The organism is Baekduia alba (genome assembly GCF_028416635.1).
Lineage (GTDB): Bacteria > Actinomycetota > Thermoleophilia > Solirubrobacterales > Solirubrobacteraceae > Baekduia > Baekduia alba.
On the sequence record NZ_CP114013.1, the window covers coordinates 2911140 to 2927804 of the forward strand.

Below are 16665 nucleotides of genomic sequence, written 5' to 3' on the forward strand. Positions count from 1 at the left end.
GGCTGGTCTCCGATGCTGCGATCAGGGAGCGAGGTTCCGGACCGCCGCGGCGAGGTGGACGGACGGTTTCGGGTCATGCGTGGCCGGGCGCGCTCGGCAATGGGCAGCGCGACGCGGGCCGGTGTCGGAAATGAAAGCGCTGGAAACTCTCGGGTTCGTTCGCCGTGTGGGGGCCGGTTCTTCGCTGGCCGAGATCGTAGTACCGGACGCGTTGCGCGTGCAATCAGCCTGACCGTCGGGTCAGGGGCTCAGCCCACGCGGCGGGCGCCGACGAAGTGCGATCCCCAGTAGCTGTCGAAGATCGCGTGGTTCATCACGCCGTGCGTGGTGGCCGAGACGGCGGTCGTCGCGGAGGTGGCGATCCCGACGTCGGACGCGCCCGGACCGGCGGTGTTGAAGAACACGAGGTCGCCGGCCTGGATGGCGCTTTGGCCGACGGCCGAGCCGGTGCCGAACTGGGCGAAGCTCGTGCGCGGGATCGCGATCCCGGCCTGGCGCATCGCCCAGCTGGTGAGGCCGGAGCAGTCGAACGACGACGGGCCGTTGCCGCCGGAGACGTAGGGCGAGCCGACCTTGGACATCGCGGCGGAGACCGCCGCCTGCGCGCCGGAGCCGGCGGCGGCGGGCGCGCTGCTCGCCGCCGTCGTCGTGTCGCCGGCGTCGGTCGCCGCGGCGGTGCGCGTCGCGGCGGCGGTGACGCCGAGCGCGGAGAGCGTCGCGGGCCCGACGACGCCGTCGACCTCGAGGCCGTGCGCGCGCTGGTAGGCCCGGACCGCCTTGCGCGTCTGCGAGCCGAACACCCCGTCGGCGGCGATCCCGAGATGCTGCTGGACGGCGCGCGTGGTGGCGGCCGGGAGGCGAGCGTTCAACGCGGCGGCGTGGGCGTTCGCGCTGCGCGTCGTCGCCGTGGCGTCGGCGGTGGTGGTCGTCGTCGCCGCGAGCCCGAGCCCGAGCGCCGCGCGCGTCTGCGGCCCGACGCGGCCGTCGACGAGCAGTCCGTGCGCCCGCTGGAAGGCCCGGACCGCCTTGCGCGTCTGCGGGCCGAACACGCCGTCGGCCGCGATGCCGAGCGCACGCTGGGCCGCCGCCACGCCCTCGCCGTGCGCGCCGCGCCCGAGCGTGGGCGTCGCCGCCTGGGCCGCGCCGAGCAGCGGGCCGGTCTGCCCCGAGGATCCCGGCCGCGATCAGCGCCGCCGAGATGCGCGCCGTCACCGTCTTGGGCAGCGCGACGATGCGCGCCGCGGCGGCCCGACGGCGCCGCTCCGAACGGGCGGCGGAGCGCTCCCACACCTCCGGCAGCGCGAGATCGCGGATTCCGGGAGGCTCGGCGAAGATCGCGAAGCGGTCGTCCGTGCGGGCGTAGGCGGCGTCCATCAGGGTGCTCCTCGGGCTGTGGTGTGGCGGCCTACGAGGTGAGCTGACGGGCTCGCGCTGGCGCGCTACGTCGCATGGACCGCGACGATTCGCCCCGGGACCGCCGCGTCGTGCAGCGGTCCATGTGGGTCCCCCGCTCCCGCGCTCCGGAGAGGGCGGGACTCGGCCTGGTCGAACAGGTTCGACGATGGAACACCCTCGGCCGGACGACAGTTGCGGTCGGTTCATGAACTCAGCGTTCGACGCGGTAGACGACGTGCGGAAGGCCCGCGTGCATCACCGAGTCGACGTGCCGCATGCCGAGCTTCTCCATCACGGCGCGTGACGCGTGGTTGCCGTCGACGGTCTGGGCGACCACCTCGTCGAGCTCCAGGACCTCGAACGCGACGCGCAGCGCCTCGCGCGCCAGCTCGGTCGCGTAGCCCTGGCCCCAGTGGGCGGCGTCGAGGAACCACAGCAGCTCGACCGCGGGCCGGCCGGCCACCTGCGCGTGACGCAGGCCGTCGTAGCCGATGGGCGTGCCGTCGAGCAGCACCGTCCACGGCCCGAAGCCCCACCGGTCCCAGTGCACGATCGCCTCGTCGAGCATCGCCTGCGCCCGGTCGGCGGTCCGCAGGTGCTCGGGCCACGCCTCCTCGTCGACGCGGGCGTCCGTGAGGACCCGCGCGTAGGCCAGCGCGTCACCGGGCTCGGGCCGGCGGCCGACGAGACGCCGCGTGGCGACGCGATCGATGCCGAAGTCGATGGGCATGCTCGACGCCGGAGCCTAGCCGGCACCGAGCGACGTCCCGTCTGCCCCCTCCGCGCCGCTCCGGGTCGGCGCGCCGCCGCCACGGGTCGGCGGGGGGTTCGGGTTCGTATGGAACCCCAACCCGCCGCTGACCTCCTGCCGTGCGCCGCGGTGCGAGCGCGGCGTCAGGCCAGCGCGGCGGCCCGGGGCGAGCCGCCGCGCAGCCAGGTGACCGTGTCGGTCGTGCCGGTGCAGCCGTTGGCGCTGTCGGTGCTCGCGGTCTGGCTGCTCAGCGTGCGCACGATGCGGTGGGCGCGGAGGTCGTACAGCGACAGGCTGTTGAAGCCGCACGTGTTGCCGCCCACGGTGACGAACGCCACGAAGGGCGCGGCGATGGCGATGCTGTCGGCCGACACGCCCGTGAGGGCGTCGGCCTCGGTGGCGACGAGGTCGGGGCGACGGTGCGGGTCGGTGCAGGCGTAGACGCCGAACCCTTCGACGCGGAAGAGCCGGACGGCCGGTGACGAGCCGATCGTCGTGCCGCTCCGGCACGAGACGCGTAGGGACAGGGCGGCGAAGCCGATCAGCCGCTTGCGCCCACCGGCGGGCGTGAGCGACAGGTCCACCTCGGTCTCCTCGCCGGCTTCGCTGAGGTCGTGCAATGCGTCCTCGGCCAGCCGCATGGCGATGCGCCGAGGCTGGCGCGAGGGCAAGCGGACGGGCCGGGTGCGTGCGACGGTGACGCCGTCCAGGCTCTGCGCCCGCAACCGCCCGGCACATCGAGCGCGCGGCGCGTTGCAACGCAGCGTGAGCGTGATCAGGACCCGGTCCGGATGCAGCGCGGAGCTGCGCACCTGCAGCGTGTCCCGCGCGGCCGCCGGGGCGGGAGCGCTCGCCGCCAGGCCACCGGCGAGCAAGGTCATGATCATGATCCGGCGCATGCCCTCAACGGCCACGGCGGTGTTGCGCCCCTAGGCGCCGGCGCGCCGGCGCGGCGCGCGTCAGTCGCGCCCGTAGGCGCGGATCGCGTCGTAGGCGACGTCGAGCTCGTAGCCCTTGCGCACGAGGAAGCCGAGCGCGCGGTGGCGGTCCTTCTCGGACTCCGGCGGAATGCGGTAGCGGCCGCGGAGGGTCGCGAGCGCCGCGTCGAACTGGGACTCCGGCTCGCCCCCGGACTCGGTGGCGCCGAAGAGCGCGGCGGTCACCAGCTCGGCCTCGACGCCCGAGGCCAGGAGCTTGCGCTCGATCCGCTCGTTGCCCCAGTGGTCCAGCGTGCGGCGATCCTCGACGAAGCGACGGGCGAACCGGGCGTCGTCGAGGTAGCCCTGCGTCGAGAGCTCGGCGACCGTCTGCTCGATCGTGTCCGGCTCTACCCGCTTGCTCTCGAGATGTCGCCGCACCTCGAGCACCGTGCGATCACGGAACCCGAGGTAGCGGTAGCTCAGATCGAGCGCGTGCTGGAGGCGCGCCTCCGGAGTCGTCTCGGTGATCATCCGTGGTCTGTGGTGGTCGTATCAGCGGGACGGCCGCCACAGGCCGCGGGAATCGCCGAGACGGCTCCTAGATCGACGGCACGCTCAGCGGTCGTCACGACGACGGACGGCTAGGCCGTGGCCGCCGCCGTGCGCTCGGCCTTGATCTCCCCCGTCGCGGGGTCGACGCCCTCCGGGACCTCGTCGCGGTCGATCTCGACCACCAGGTCGCGGTCGACGTTGAGCTTGTCGTAGATCTTGGCCTCGATCTCGCGCGCGAGCTCGGGGTGCTCGTCGAGGAACTTCTTGACGTTGTTGCGGCCCTGGCCCAGGCGGTCGTCGCCGTAGGAGAAGAACGAGCCGGACTTCGAGACGATGTTGTGCTCGATCCCGAGGTCCAGGATGCAGCCCGACGTCGAGATGCCGGTGCCGAACTCGATGTCGAACTCGGCCTGGCGGAACGGCGCCGCGACCTTGTTCTTGACCACCTTCACGCGGACGCGGTTGCCGACGGCCTCGGTGCCGTCCTTCAGCGTCTCGATCCGGCGGATGTCCAGGCGCTGCGACGAGTAGAACTTCAGCGCGCGACCGCCCGGCTGCGTCTCCGGCGAGCCGAACATGACGCCGACCTTCTCGCGGATCTGGTTCGTGAAGAGGCAGAGCGTCTGCGTGCGGTTCAAGTTACCCGCCAACTTGCGCATCGCCTGGCTCATCATGCGCGCCTGCAGGCCGACCGTCTGGTCGCCCATCTGGCCCTCCAACTCAGCGCGCGGCGTCAGCGCCGCGACGGAGTCGATGGCGACGAGGTCGACCGCGCCCGAGCGGACGAGCATGTCCGCGATCTCGAGCGCCTGCTCGCCGTAATCGGGCTGCGACACGAGCAGGTTGTCGATGTTGACGCCGATCTTCTGGGCGTACAGCGGGTCCATCGCGTGCTCGGCGTCGATGAACGCGCACACGCCGCCCAGGCGCTGGGCCTCGGCGAGGACGTGGTAGACGAGCGTCGTCTTGCCGGAGGACTCCGGGCCGAACACCTCGACGATGCGGCCACGCGGCATGCCGCCGATGCCCAACGCGAGGTCGAGCGACAGCGCGCCCGTGGGGATCGCGTTGACCTTGACCTGGGCGCCTTCGTCGCCCATGCGCATGACCGAGCCCTTGCCGAACTGACGCTCGATCTGCGTCAGGGCGCCGGCAAGCGCGGTATCGCGGGCCTTGATGGCCTTCTCATCGGTGGCGGGCATGTGGAAGTACGACCTCTCTCGGCAGCTGAACTGGATGGGAGTTTGCGGGACCCATCGGACGGAACCGAACCGTACGCACGTTCGTGTGGCAGTTCAGCCCCGAAACGTCACGATTCTGCGGCAAATTCCGCACGGGAGAGCGGCTCGTAGCGGGCCGGGCCGCCGCCCAGCCAGGACCGCATGAGCACCACGCCGCGGACGTCGAGGCCGAGGTCCGGCGTCGGTGGCAGCGGGCCGCCGGGCGCCGTCCAGCCGTGCCGGACGCGGGCCACCGTGAGGTGCGGCCGCAAGCGCCGGTGCTCGCGCTCGTACCCCAGCGCCTCGAGCTCGTCCCAGAGGTCGCGGTGCAGGTCGCCGAGCCCGCCCGCGTCGTCGTGGACCTCGACGGTCAGGACGTGCGGCCGCCGCGGCGAGAGCCACAGCGCGCTGCCGGTCGTCAACGCCGGCGCGCCACGGCCGTCGAAGGCCTCGACGAGCTCGCTCAGCGGGCCGATCTCGTCCGGCGAGCGATGGCCGAGGAACGCGAGCGTGAGGTGGACGTTCCCGGCGGCGACGACGCGCATCCCGCGGTCGTGCCCGACGGCCTCGCGCGCCCAGTGGACCAGCAGCCGGCGCTGCTCGTCGCCGATGTCCAGGGCGATGAAGAGGCGCGCGCTCATCGCGAGCGAAGGGTACGCCGCGGCGCCGTCAGTCCAGCTCGCCGCGCAGCGCACGGCGGATGAGGTGCAGCGCGACGGTCGTCGAGCGGTCGCGGATGTCGAAGCGGGAGCCGGGCAGCAGCAACCGCCGCGTCAGCCGCCCGCCGTCGCGCGTCGCGACCGAGAAGCAGACGGTCCCGACCGGCTTGTCCTCGGTGCCGCCACCCGGGCCGGCGATCCCGGTGATGCCGACGCCGACGTCGGTCCCGAGCGCCGCGATCGCCCCGGAGGCCAGCGCCTCGGCGACCTCGACCGACACCGCCCCGTGCGCGGCGATCACCGCGGCCGGCACGCCGGCCAGCGCGGTCTTGGCCTCGTTGGAGTACACGACCAACCCGCCCAGGACGTAGTCCGACGAGCCCGCGAGATCCGTCAGCCGACCGGCCAGCAGCCCGCCGGTGCACGACTCGGCGGTGGCGACGGTGCGCGAAGACTCTCGGAGCAATGAGGCGACCTGCTCATCAACCGACGTCCCGTCCTCCGAGAACAGCTCGCGCGGGTGGCGCTCGGCCACCAGCCCGGCGAACGCGTCGTACAGCGCCTGCTGCTCGGGCTCGTAGCGGGTGACGACCTCGACCTCGCCGCGGCGCAGGCACGTCGTGATCTCGAGCGCGTCGAGGTCGACCCCGGCCTCGCGCGCCTTCAGCATGGTGTCGGCGATCTCCGACTCCGGGATCCCGAACAGCCGCAGCATGTGCTGGCGGTACTCGACGGCGCCGGCGACCGCCGCGCGGAACGCCTCGGCCTCGATCGCGACGTCCCACATCGGCTGCAGCTCACGCGGCGGTCCGGGCAGGACGACGACTGTCGGACCGGCGGAGCCAGCAGAGGGCGGCACGATCAGCCCCGGCGCCGTTCCCACCGGCTCCAGCACCGTCGCCCCGCGCGGCACCAGCGCCTGCTTGCGGTTCGACCGCCGGATCGCGTCCTCGTCCAGATCCGGCCAGCGCCGCATCAGCCGCTCCAGGATCGCCCAGATGCGGCCCTCGAGCGCCTCGTCGAGCGCCGACGGCCGTCCCTGGAACTCGCCGACCACCGCCGCGGTCAGGTCGTCCTCGGTCGGCCCCAGCCCGCCTGAGGTGACGATGAGGTCCATGCCGGCCGACGCCAGCCAGCCCAGCGCGTCGCGCACGTCCTGCGGCCGGTCCCCCACGACGATCGTGTGCGCGATCTCGACCCCGAGCTCGCGCAGCCGCTCGGCCAGCCACGGCCCGTTGCGGTCCGCTACGCGGCCGGTGAGGACCTCGGTCCCCGTCACGACGATCCCGGCGCGCGCGGCCATCAGGCGCAGCTCGGGACCTGGTCGGGATCGACGCGCTTGACCGACCCCTTGCTGATCTTGAACGCGACCGGGCTCGCGTCCGGCACCGCGCGCGCCTTGCCGTCGACCCTCAGGCGCGCGTTGCCGTTGCCCAGCCGCAGCCGGAACGAGCGCGACCGGTAGTTGTCGGTGCTGACGCCCTCCTGCAGCGTCGCGCCGTTGATCCGCGCGGTCCCGCTCGCGTCGACCAGGCAGGCGAACACCGGCCCGGGCCCGGTGGCGTTGATCGAGACGCGGACGAGCTTGGACGACGCGGACGACGTCGTGGAGGTCTTCTTCTTGGACGACGACGCGGCCGGCTTCTTCTTGGTCGTGCTCGTCGGCACCGCCGTCGTGGTGGTCCGGCCGGTCGTAGTTGACGCCGCCGAGCCCGGGTCGCCGTCGTCGCCGTTGTCGCGCCCCAGCAGGTACAGCGCCCCTACCAGCAGCACGATGATCACGCCGACCACGAGCCCGACCGGGATCCGCCGCGGCTCGCGCGGCCCGCGTCCTCCCCGCCCGCCGCCACCCCCTCGCCGGCGCGGGGCGCCGATCGGCATCAGGTCGTGGTCCGACGGCCGCTCGTGGCGGAGCTTGTACTCCTCCAGGAGCAGCTTGGCGTCCAGGTCGAGCGCCTCGGCGTAGGTCCGCAGGAACGACCGGACGTACGCGGGCCCGGGCAGCAGGCCCCACTCCTCGTTCTCCAGCGCCCGCAGGTACTTGGCACGGATCTTCGTCTCGGCTTCGATCTCCGAGATGTCGATGCGGGCGCGCATACGCGCCTCGCGGAGGGTTGCCCCGATCTCCGGCATGGTCCGCGCCGCAGTCTATGGAGCCGCTAGGCCACGTCGTCGTCACCCGTGGGGCGCGGCGGCTCGGGCAACGCTGGCGCGTCGCCGCTCCCCACAGCCGGACCGGCGGCCTCAGGGCCCGCCGCCGCGATGTCGCCCTTCTCCGTCAGCGCGGCCAGCACCCGCGGCAGGTCCTGCCCCGTGATCAGCACCTGGCGCGGCTTGGAGCCCTCGTAGCCGGAGATCACGCCGCGGCGCTCGAGCATGTCCATCATGCGCCCGGCGCGCGTGTAGCCCAGGCGCATGCGGCGCTGGAGCATCGACGTCGACGCGGTCCCCATCTCGACGACCAGCTCGATCGCCTCGGCCAGCAGCGGATCCTCGTCGGGGTCCTTGCCGTCGGCCTCGTCGCGCCCGCCGTCGCCGCCGGGCTCCGCCTCGACCTCCTCCAGGAGGTCGGCGCGCAACTCGGGCTCGCCCTGACGCGCCCAGAACTCGGTGATCTGGCCGACCTGCGCCTCGTCGATGTAGGCGCCCTGGATGCGCTGCAGCTTGGACGAGCCGACCGGCGAGAACAGCATGTCGCCCATGCCCAGCAGCGACTCGGCGCCGTTCTGGTCGAGGATGACGCGCGAGTCGGTCTGCGAGGACACCGCGAACGCGATCCGCGACGGGACGTTGGCCTTGATCATGCCGGTGATGACGTCCACGCGCGGCGACTGCGTCGCGAGCACCAGGTGGATGCCGACCGCGCGGGCCTTCTGAGCGATCCGGATGATGGAGTCCTCGACGTCGCCCGGCGCGACCATCATGAGGTCGGCGAGCTCGTCGATGACGCACAGGATGTACGGGAGGCGCTTCTCACCCTCCTCCTCGCGCACGCGGTTGAGCTCGTTGAGCGAGCGCGTGCGCTTCATGGCCATGATCCCGTAACGCCACTCCATCTCGCGCACGAGGTTCTGGAGCGCGTTGGCCGCCTGGCGCGGCGACGTGATCACCGGCGTGAGCAGGTGCGGCACGTCCTCGTAGTGGTTGAGCTCGACCTGCTTGGGGTCGACCAGGACCAGCCGCGCCTCGTCCGGCGTGGCGTTCAGCAGGATCGACGACAACATCGCGTTGATGCACGCCGACTTGCCGGCGCCGGTCGTGCCGGCGACCAGGATGTGCGGCATCTTGGCCAGGTCGGCGCCGATCGCCTTGCCGGAGACGTCCTTGCCCAGCCAGACCGTGAGCGGCGAGTAGCCCTCGGGCCGCGCGCGGAAGACGTCGCCGAGGTGGACCGTGCGGCGGTCGCGGTTGGGGACCTCGATGCCGACGGCCTGCTTGCCCGGGATCGGCGCGAGGATCCGGATCTCGGTCGCGGCGAGCGCGTAGGCCAGGTCGTCCTTGAGCTGGGCGACCTTGGACATCTTCACGCCCGGCGCCAGCCGCAGCTCGTAGCGCGTGATGTGCGGGCCGCTGACGGTGCCGACGACCCGCGACTCGACGTTGAAGTGGCTGAGCGCCTCGACCAGCGACGCGGCGACCTTCTCGTTGCCGCTGGTGTCGGGGCGGATCTGGTCGCCGGTGGAGCGCTTGAGCACGCGCGGGTCCGGGACGATGTACTCGATCTCCTCCGCGCCGTCGCCGTCGGCCTCGCCGCGGGACCCCGCCCCCACCCGCCCCAGCTCGAGCTGCTGCGGCTCGCCGGGCGGCAGCGCCCCGCCGTCGTCGTCGAACTGCTGCTCGATGTCGGGCAGGTCGTCGGTGGCCATGACGGCCTCGGAGACCTCGGCGTCCTTGGCGTCCTCGGCCGCCGACTGCGGCGCGGCGAGATCCTCGTCCAGGGCCGCGTCGTCGTCGAGCGCGACGACCTTGGGCTCCTTCTTCTTGCCACGCGCGCGGGTGACCTTCGGCTCGTCGGCGGCCTCGAACAGGTCGGGATAGCGCTCGACGCCGTCCAGCGACGGCGCCTCGACGTGCGTGGACTTGACGACGAGGTCGTCGTCGCTCTCCGGCACCTGGACGCGCGGGCGCCGCGTCGTGCTCGACGCGGGCTTCGCGGCGGCCGTCGCGGGCTCGGGGCGCGCTGGGCGCTCGGGCCGCGCCGTGCGCAGCGCGCGCGTCGACTCGGCGACGGTCCCGCCGGTCGCCTTCAGGATCCCGGCCAGCGACGCGCCGGTCAGCAGCAGCAGCCCGGCGAGGAAGAGGAACAGCGCGAAGATGTGCGTCCCGATCGAGCCGATGAGGTGGTTGGAGAGGTAGAACAGCCCCTCGCCGAGGTAGCCACCGCGGTCGCGCAGGAAGTCCTGGTCCCAGTAGCCGTCGCGGATCGTGCTCGGGCCGAGCCCGAGCGTGCCGGCCGCGAACATCAGCGCGAGCGCGAGCGTGAAGCAGATCCCGCCGGTCCGGAACGGGCGCACCGACGGCAGCACCGGGCCGAGCACGACGACCGCGCCGACGCAGATGACGCCGATCGGCGTGACGTAGCGCAGCGTGCCGACGGCGAGCGCGAGCCCGTCGACGACCGCGTCGCCCGCCTGGCCGCCGTCCCACCCGAGGTAGAGCGGGAACGCCAGGAAGACGCCGCACGCCACGAGCGCCAGGCCCATCAGGTCCAGATGGCGCTGCTCGATGACGGGGATGCGCGGCGCCCAGGTCGCCGAGGAGCGCCGCGCGCGCGTGCGCGAGGACCCCTTCCCGCCGCGCGCGGCCGGCTTGCGCTTGCGCGCGGCGGCCGACGAGGCGGACGTCGTGGTCTTGGACTTCGGCGCAGGCTTGCGCTTGCGCGGGGCAGGTGTGCGGGTCGTCGCCATAGCTCGGACCCCAACCTTCGACGCGGTCCGGCGCGTCCCTCCCGCGGCCCGTCCGCGAGCCGCTCAGACGACGGCCGGCGCGAGCAGCGACGCGAGCGCCTCGGGCGCGACCGGACGGGAGAAGAAGTAGCCCTGCGCGTTGCTGCAGCCCATCGCGGCCAGCGCCTCGGCCTGCTCGGCGTCCTCGACGCCCTCGGCCACGCAGTCCAGCCCGAGGCCCTCGGCCAGGCGGACGACGGCGGAGACGATCGCGGCGTCGTCGCGGTCCTCGGCCAGCCCGTCGACGAACGACTTGTCGATCTTCAGGACGTCGACCGGGAGCAGCTGGCGCAGGTGGCGCAGCGACGCGTGGCCGACGCCGAAGTCGTCGACGGCGAGCTGGACGCCGAGCGCGCGCAGCCGCGCGAGCATCGCGCGCGCCGCGTCGACGTCGGCCAGCAGCGCGGTCTCGGTCACCTCGAGGCACAGGCGGCGCGGCGCGAGCCCGGAGGTGCGCAGCGCCTCGCGGACCGTGTCGGCGAAGTCGGGCGACGACAGCTGGCGCGGCGACACGTTGACCGCGATCTCCACCTCGGCCCGCTCCCAGCGCATCGCCTCGGCGCACGCCGTCCGGACGACCCAGGCGCCGATCTCCGCGATCAGGCCGAGGCGCTCGGCCATCGGGACGAACTCCGCCGGCGAGACGGCGCCGAGCTGCGGATGGCGCCACCGGATCAGGGCCTCGACGCCGGTGATCTCGCCGTCGGGCAGCCGGACCTGGGGCTGGTAGTCGAGGTGGAGCTCGCCGTGGGTGAGCGCCTCGCGCAGCCCGCCTTCGAGCGCCAGGCGGCGCAGCGCGGCCTCGCGCAGGGAGTCGTCGAAGGCCTCGCAGCGCGCCTTGCCGCGCTGCTTGGCGTGGTACATCGCGGCGTCCGCGTCCTGGAGCAGCTGGTCGGCGTCGTCGCCGCCGTCCCCGCGCTCCCCCGCGACCGCCAGCCCGACCGACGCGGTGACGAATCGCGCCGCGCCGTCGAGCTCGATCGGCGGGCGCAGCGCCGCGGCGAGGCGCTCGGCGACGCGCAGCGCGTCGTCCTGGTCGGCGACGTCGCTGACGAGGACCGTGAACTCGTCGCCGCCGAAGCGCGCGACGACGTCCCGGGGGCGCAGCGCGCCGGTCAGCCGGACCGCGACGGCCTCCAGCAGCCGGTCGCCGGCGCCGTGGCCGAGCGAGTCGTTGACGACCTTGAAGTCGTCGACGTCGACGAACAGGACGGCGACGTGGCCGTCGGCGACCCGGCGCTTCCGGCGGCGGTCGAGCTCCTGCTCGACGTGCTCGACGAACGCGCCGCGGTTGGGCAGGCCGGTCAGCGGATCGTGCGTGGCGCGGTGCGCGAGCGCGGCGCGGGCCCGGTTCGCGCCGCGGCGGGCCAGCTCGTTGGAGCGCCAGGACACGAGGTTGACCCCGGCCAGCGCGCCGATGAAGGCGGCGTGGATGCCCGCCCAGCGCCACGGGTGGCGCACCGCGTCGGAGTGGTTGCCGTAGACCGAGCGCGGGTCGAGCGCGCCCATGAGCCCGTGATGGACGAGGACGTAGCCGATCGCCAGGCCCCACGGCACCCAGTCCTCGTAGAGCGAGAGCAGCGCGACGACGACGAAGAAGTGGAAGTGCGCCTCGGTCACGCCGCCCCACAGGTGGGTGAAGATCGCCGAGCACGTCACGAGCCCCAACGCGCCGATCGACGCGCGGGCGCGCTGGGACAGGCCGCGGTGCGGCGCCGCGACGGCGCAGATCAGGATCGGCAGCGTGTCGACCGCGCCGTGGGCCAGCGGGTAGCCGCGGGCCACCGCGAAGGCCGGCAGCGCGAAGACGTGCAGCCACAGCAGGACGACCACCGTGCGGTGCCGCGCCTCGAAGGCGGCAGCCGGAAGCGTGCCGCCCGTCGGCAGCCAAGCCCGCGTCCGAACCGTGCGGTGGTCGTCCGGTGAAACCAGCACGCCCCAGCAATCGGCCGGCGCTCGCGGAACTTGGGCGAACGGTCCGCGGCCACGCGCCAACGACGCGCCTTGATCTGGGGTTGATCGTCCGCTCTAAGATTCCTGTGTGATCGACGGCCACGAGCGGCAAGCGCGGGTCCTCATCGTCGAGGACGACGACGACATCGCCCAGGTGCTGCAGCGCTCGCTGCGGCTGGAGGGGTACGAGACCCGGATCGCGGGCGACGGCGAGGCCGCGCTCGGCGCCGCCAACGACTTCGTCCCGGACCTCGTGGTCCTGGACCTCGGGCTCCCGAAGCTCGACGGCATGGACGTGGCTCGCCGCCTGCGCGCGGCCGACGACGTCCCGATCCTGATGCTCACGGCGCGCGACGCGTTGGAGTCGCGGGTCGAGGGCCTGGACGCGGGCGCCGACGACTATCTCGTCAAGCCCTTCGAGCGCCAGGAGCTGCTCGCCCGCCTGCGCGCGCTGCTGCGCCGCCGGCCACCACGCGGCTCCGCGTCGCTCGTGGTCTCCGACCTCTCCTTGAACCCCGACACCCACGAGGTGCGCCGCGGCGAGCGCGTGGTCGAGCTCACCCAGCGCGAGTTCGAGCTGCTGGAGTACCTGATGCGCAACGAGCGCATCGTCGTCCCGCGCCAGCGGCTGCTCGAGGACGTCTGGGGCTATGACCCGTTCGCGACGACGAACACGATCGAGGTCTTCGTCTCCAACCTGCGGCGCAAGCTGGAGGGCGGCGGCGAGCCGCGGTTGCTGCACACGATCCGAGGCGCGGGGTACGTGCTGCGCGCATGAGGTCGCTGCTCCACGCCCTCACGCTGCGCTGGCGCCTGGCTCTCCTCTCGGCGGGCCTGACGTTCCTGGTGCTCTGCATGTTCGCCCTGTTCATCGGGCAGTCGACGGCGTCGCGGATCCGCGGCGACTTCCGCAACGAGATGAACACGGCGATCACCAACCTGCTCGCCAACCGGCTGCCGATCTCCTACAACGACGGCGTCGCCAAGATCCCGGAGTCGACCGTCCGGACCTACGCCGCGCCCAACGAGGCCGTCATCCGCGTGCTGTTCACCAAGGGCGGCGGCGTGCTGGCGAGCACCGAGAACGCGCCGGACTTCGGCAAGCTCGGGCTGCGCCCCGACGAGTCCGGCCAGGTCGGCGGCTACCGGGTCATGACGCGCCAGACGACGCTGGCGATCAGCTCCGCGCTCGGCATCCAGGTGTACGTGCAGTACGCGCGCAAGACGGCCTCGACCGAGGCCAGCGTCCATCGCGTGCGCGTGTTCCTGATCTTCGGCGTGCTGCTCGGGTCCGGGCTGGCGCTCGCCCTGGCGCTGGCGCTGTCGCGGCGCGCGCTGGCGCCGATCACGCGGCTGACCTCGACCGCGCGCGACATCGCGATGACGCGCGACCCGTCGCGGCGCGTGCCGATCCCCGACACCGAGGACGAGGTCGCCGAGCTGGCGATCACGTTGGACGACATGTTGCAGGCGCTGGAGGCCTCGCGCGAGGAGCGCGAGGCGGCGCTGGCGCGCCAGCGGCAGTTCGTCGCCGACGCGTCGCACGAGCTGCGCACGCCGCTGACCAGCGTCCTGGCCAACCTGGAGCTGCTGGCCGACGTGCTCGACGGGGAGCGCGGCGAGGCCGCTCGGTCGGCGCTGCGCTCGACGCAGCGGATGCGGCGCCTGGTGGCCGACCTGCTGCTGCTGGCGCGCGCCGACGCCAAGCGCGACTCGCCGCACGCGCCGACCGACCTCGGCCAGGTGCTGCTCGACGTCGCGTCCGAGCTGGGCCCGGTCGCCGGCGAGCACGAGCTGTCGATCGACGCGCGCCGCGCGGTCGTGGCGGGCGCGCGCGACGAGCTGCACCGGCTCGCGCTGAACCTGATCCAGAACGCGTTCCAGCACACGCCGGCCGGGACGCGCGTGCACGCGGCGGTCGCCGTCGACGGCGACACGGTGCGGCTCGTGGTCGCCGACGACGGCCCGGGCGTCGCGCCCGAGCTGCGCGAGACGCTCTTCGACCGCTTCGTCCGGGCCGAGGGCGACCGCGGCGGCTCGGTCGGGCTCGGCCTGTCGATCGTCCGCGCGGTCGCGCGCTCGCACGGCGGGGACGTCGTGCTCGAGTCACCGGCCGAGGGCGGCGCGCGGTTCGTCGTGTCGCTGCCCGCGGTCGGGCAGGACACGTCCGGGCCGCCCTCCCCTCCGTCGCAGAACGGCGTCAGCCCGCCGCGAGCAGCACCGGCTCCCGGCCGGCTGAGCGTCTTGTAGGCCTTCGCGTTCTTGGTCGTCTTGGCCACCGCGGTCGCGCGCGCCTGCTTCTTCCTCGGCCGGCTGACCTTCTCGCAGCCCGACACCCTGTCGTGGCGATCCGCGGTGACCCGATCCCTGCCGGCGCCGCACCGGATCGTGTCGATCTCGCCGTCGCGGGCGGAGATCACGTCGTTGCCGCTACCACCGTCGACGACGTCGCGGCCGCTTCCGCCGACGATCGCGTCGTTCCCGGTGCCGCCGTCGAGCCGATCGCGTCCGGCACCACCGTCGAGCCGGTCGTTGCCGGCCAACGCAACTGGACGCCGCGCGGGCCGGGCTCGAAGGGGTTCGAGCCCGGCCCGCGAGCGACCTAGACCTCGACGACCACCGGCAGCACCATCGGGCGCCGGCGGAGGCGGTCGTAGACGAACGCGCCGAGGTCGTCGTGGAGGGTCTGCTGGAGGAGGTCGATCTCGCGGATCTCCTCCTTGGCGGCGCGCTCCAGCGAGGCCACGACGGTCTCGCGGATGTCGCCCAGCAGGCGGTCGGCGTCCTCGGTGTAGGGCACGCCGCGGAAGATGATCTCCGGGTCCGCGACGCTGGAGCCGTCCTGCTCGGAGATCGTGGCGACGACGACGAAGATGCCGTCGGCGCTGAGCATCCGGCGGTCGCGGAGCGCGACGTCGGTCGGGTCGCCGATCTCGACGCCGTCGACGTAGATCATGCCCGCGCGCTCGGCCTTGCCGAACCGCGCGCCGTCGCCGTCGAGCTCCAACGGCAGGCCGTTCTCGCCCTTGAAGACGTTCTCGGCCGGGACCCCGACCGCCTCCGCGAGCTCACCGTGCAGGTGGATGCGCTTGTGGTCGCCGTGGAACGGCATCACGTACTTCGGCTTGGTCAGGTTGAGCATCAGCTTGATCTCCTCCTGGTAGCCGTGGCCGGAGGCGTGGATCGGCGCGTCCTTGGCCGTGATCACGTTGCAGCCGATGTGGTAGAGCCGGTCGATCGTCTCGTTGACCGCGCGCTCGTTGCCCGGGATCGGCGTCGCCGCGAAGACGACGGTGTCGCCCTTGTGCAACTCGACCTGCGGGTGGTCGCGATGCGCCATGCGGCGCAGCGCGCTGAGCGGCTCGCCCTGCGAGCCGGTCGAGATGATCACGAGCTTGTGGTCGGGGAAGTCGTTGGCCTCCCGCGGCTGCACGAACGTGCCGTCGGGGACGTCGATGTGCCCCAGCATCCGGCCGATGTTCATGTTCTTGCGCATCGACCGGCCGACGAGGACGACCTTGCGCCCGTGCGCGGTCGCGGCGTCCACCACCTGCTGCACGCGGTGGATGTTCGACGCGAAGCACGTCACGACGATCCGGCCCTCGCAGCGCCCGAACAGCGCCTCCAGGTTCGGACCGGCGATCGACTCGCTCGGCGAGAAGCCCGGGCGGTCGGCGTTGGTCGAGTCGCCGCAGAGCAGCAGCAGGCCTTGGCGGCCCAGCTCGGCCAGGCGCGACACGTCGGCCGGGTTGCCGTCGACCGGCGTCTGGTCGAACTTGTAGTCGCCGGTGATGAGCATCGTCCCGAGGTCGGTCGTCAGCGCGACGGCCATCATGTCCGGGATCGAGTGCGTGAGGTGGATCAGCTCGATGTCGAACGGCCCGAGCTCGAGGGTCTCCCCCGCCCTGACATCGGTCAAGTCGGTGTCCTTGAGGCGGTGCTCGTCCAGCTTGGACCGCGCCATCGCCATCGTCAGCGGCCCGCCGAACACGGGGATGTCGGTCCCGAGCTCGCGCAGGATCCACGGCAGTGCCCCGAGGTGGTCCTCGTGGCCGTGGGTGATGACGATGCCCTCGATGTCGTCCGCGCGCTCGCGGAGGTACGTGAAGTCGGGCAGGACGAGGTCGATGCCGACCTGCTCGGCGGTCGGGAAGCGCAGACCGGTGTCGACGACGACGATCGCGCCGTCGTACTCGACGACGGTCATGTTCTTGCCGATCTCGCCCAACCCGCCGAGCGGGAGGACGCGAAGCTTGCTCTTGGCCATGT

13 protein-coding genes, 1 pseudogene and 1 riboswitch are annotated in these 16665 nt (G+C 73.0%); of the genes and pseudogenes, 2 read left to right on the forward strand and 12 right to left on the reverse strand.

Translation table 11 applies throughout. The features are described from left to right. Nucleotides 1-248: 248 nt before the first annotated feature. The 10 genes from DSM104299_RS14630 to DSM104299_RS14675 form a co-directional block, all read right to left on the reverse strand. Complete coding sequence (locus tag DSM104299_RS14630; protein WP_272478053.1) at nt 249-1091, reverse strand: C40 family peptidase; 843 nt, start codon at nt 1089-1091, stop codon at nt 249-251. Nucleotides 1092-1403: 312 nt separating this feature from the next. Next, a riboswitch (cyclic di-AMP (ydaO/yuaA leader) is annotated at nt 1404-1531 on the reverse strand. Nucleotides 1532-1606: 75 nt separating this feature from the next. Then, nucleotides 1607-2125 (reverse strand): GNAT family N-acetyltransferase, encoded by a 519-nt coding sequence (locus tag DSM104299_RS14635; RefSeq protein ID WP_272478054.1) that lies wholly within the window; start codon nt 2123-2125, stop codon nt 1607-1609. Nucleotides 2126-2289: 164 nt separating this feature from the next. Further along, nucleotides 2290-3060 (reverse strand): hypothetical protein, encoded by a 771-nt coding sequence (locus DSM104299_RS14640; protein WP_272478055.1) that lies wholly within the window; start codon nt 3058-3060, stop codon nt 2290-2292. A gap of 45 nt (nt 3061-3105) precedes the next feature. After that, the gene (locus DSM104299_RS14645; RefSeq protein ID WP_272478056.1) at nt 3106-3597 is read right to left on the reverse strand and encodes a regulatory protein RecX; all 492 of its coding nucleotides are present in this window, start codon (nt 3595-3597) and stop codon (nt 3106-3108) included. Between the two features lie 110 nt (nt 3598-3707). Further along, complete coding sequence (gene recA / locus DSM104299_RS14650; protein ID WP_272478057.1) at nt 3708-4820, reverse strand: recombinase RecA; 1113 nt, start codon at nt 4818-4820, stop codon at nt 3708-3710. Between the two features lie 107 nt (nt 4821-4927). Continuing rightward, nucleotides 4928-5479: an RNA 2',3'-cyclic phosphodiesterase gene (thpR, locus tag DSM104299_RS14655; protein ID WP_272478058.1), complete on the reverse strand. Its 552-nt coding sequence runs from the start codon at nt 5477-5479 to the stop codon at nt 4928-4930. A gap of 28 nt (nt 5480-5507) precedes the next feature. Next, nucleotides 5508-6800, reverse strand: coding sequence for a competence/damage-inducible protein A (locus DSM104299_RS14660; protein ID WP_272478059.1), 1293 nt, complete (start codon nt 6798-6800; stop codon nt 5508-5510). Beyond that, nucleotides 6800-7630 carry a helix-turn-helix domain-containing protein gene (locus tag DSM104299_RS14665; RefSeq protein WP_272478060.1) on the reverse strand — a complete coding sequence of 277 codons (831 nt, stop codon included), beginning with the start codon at nt 7628-7630 and terminating at the stop codon, nt 6800-6802. The genes DSM104299_RS14660 and DSM104299_RS14665 overlap by 1 nt, the downstream gene beginning before the upstream one ends. A gap of 26 nt (nt 7631-7656) precedes the next feature. Then, on the reverse strand, nt 7657-10404 hold the full coding sequence (locus DSM104299_RS14670) for a DNA translocase FtsK (protein WP_272478061.1): 2748 nt from the start codon (nt 10402-10404) through the stop codon (nt 7657-7659). 63 nt (nt 10405-10467) lie between these two features. Beyond that, the gene (locus DSM104299_RS14675) at nt 10468-12378 is read right to left on the reverse strand and encodes a putative bifunctional diguanylate cyclase/phosphodiesterase (protein WP_272478062.1); all 1911 of its coding nucleotides are present in this window, start codon (nt 12376-12378) and stop codon (nt 10468-10470) included. A gap of 106 nt (nt 12379-12484) precedes the next feature. Here DSM104299_RS14675 and DSM104299_RS14680 point away from each other — a divergent pair, with 106 nt between their 5' ends. Then, the gene (locus tag DSM104299_RS14680; RefSeq protein WP_272478063.1) at nt 12485-13174 is read left to right on the forward strand and encodes a response regulator transcription factor; all 690 of its coding nucleotides are present in this window, start codon (nt 12485-12487) and stop codon (nt 13172-13174) included. Further along, nucleotides 13171-14646 carry a sensor histidine kinase gene (locus tag DSM104299_RS14685; protein ID WP_272478064.1) on the forward strand — a complete coding sequence of 492 codons (1476 nt, stop codon included), beginning with the start codon at nt 13171-13173 and terminating at the stop codon, nt 14644-14646. The genes DSM104299_RS14680 and DSM104299_RS14685 overlap by 4 nt, the downstream gene beginning before the upstream one ends. Nucleotides 14647-14840: 194 nt before the next feature. On the opposite strand, the pseudogene DSM104299_RS29410 reads toward DSM104299_RS14685, so the two are convergent. Then, nucleotides 14841-14939 (reverse strand): annotated as a pseudogene (locus tag DSM104299_RS29410) (calcium-binding protein); the annotation flags it as partial. A 59-nt stretch (nt 14940-14998) separates the two neighbouring features. Beyond that, nucleotides 14999-16663, reverse strand: a complete 1665-nt coding sequence (locus tag DSM104299_RS14695; RefSeq protein ID WP_272478066.1) for a ribonuclease J — start codon at nt 16661-16663, stop codon at nt 14999-15001. Nucleotides 16664-16665 lie beyond the last annotated feature (2 nt).

Excerpts from the sequence above, each read along its gene's own strand:
- DSM104299_RS14635 (WP_272478054.1), bottom strand. The coding sequence starts at position 2,125 with ATGCCCATCGACTTCGGCATCGATCGCGTCGCCACGCGGCGTCTCGTC.
- DSM104299_RS14665 (WP_272478060.1), bottom strand. The coding sequence starts at position 7,630 with ATGCCGGAGATCGGGGCAACCCTCCGCGAGGCGCGTATGCGCGCCCGC.
- DSM104299_RS14685 (WP_272478064.1), top strand. The coding sequence starts at position 13,171 with ATGAGGTCGCTGCTCCACGCCCTCACGCTGCGCTGGCGCCTGGCTCTC.
- DSM104299_RS14660 (WP_272478059.1), bottom strand. The coding sequence starts at position 6,800 with ATGGCCGCGCGCGCCGGGATCGTCGTGACGGGGACCGAGGTCCTCACC.
- thpR (WP_272478058.1), bottom strand. The coding sequence starts at position 5,479 with ATGAGCGCGCGCCTCTTCATCGCCCTGGACATCGGCGACGAGCAGCGC.
- DSM104299_RS14645 (WP_272478056.1), bottom strand. The coding sequence starts at position 3,597 with ATGATCACCGAGACGACTCCGGAGGCGCGCCTCCAGCACGCGCTCGAT.
- recA (WP_272478057.1), bottom strand. The coding sequence starts at position 4,820 with ATGCCCGCCACCGATGAGAAGGCCATCAAGGCCCGCGATACCGCGCTT.
- DSM104299_RS14695 (WP_272478066.1), bottom strand. The coding sequence starts at position 16,663 with ATGGCCAAGAGCAAGCTTCGCGTCCTCCCGCTCGGCGGGTTGGGCGAG.
- DSM104299_RS14670 (WP_272478061.1), bottom strand. The coding sequence starts at position 10,404 with ATGGCGACGACCCGCACACCTGCCCCGCGCAAGCGCAAGCCTGCGCCG.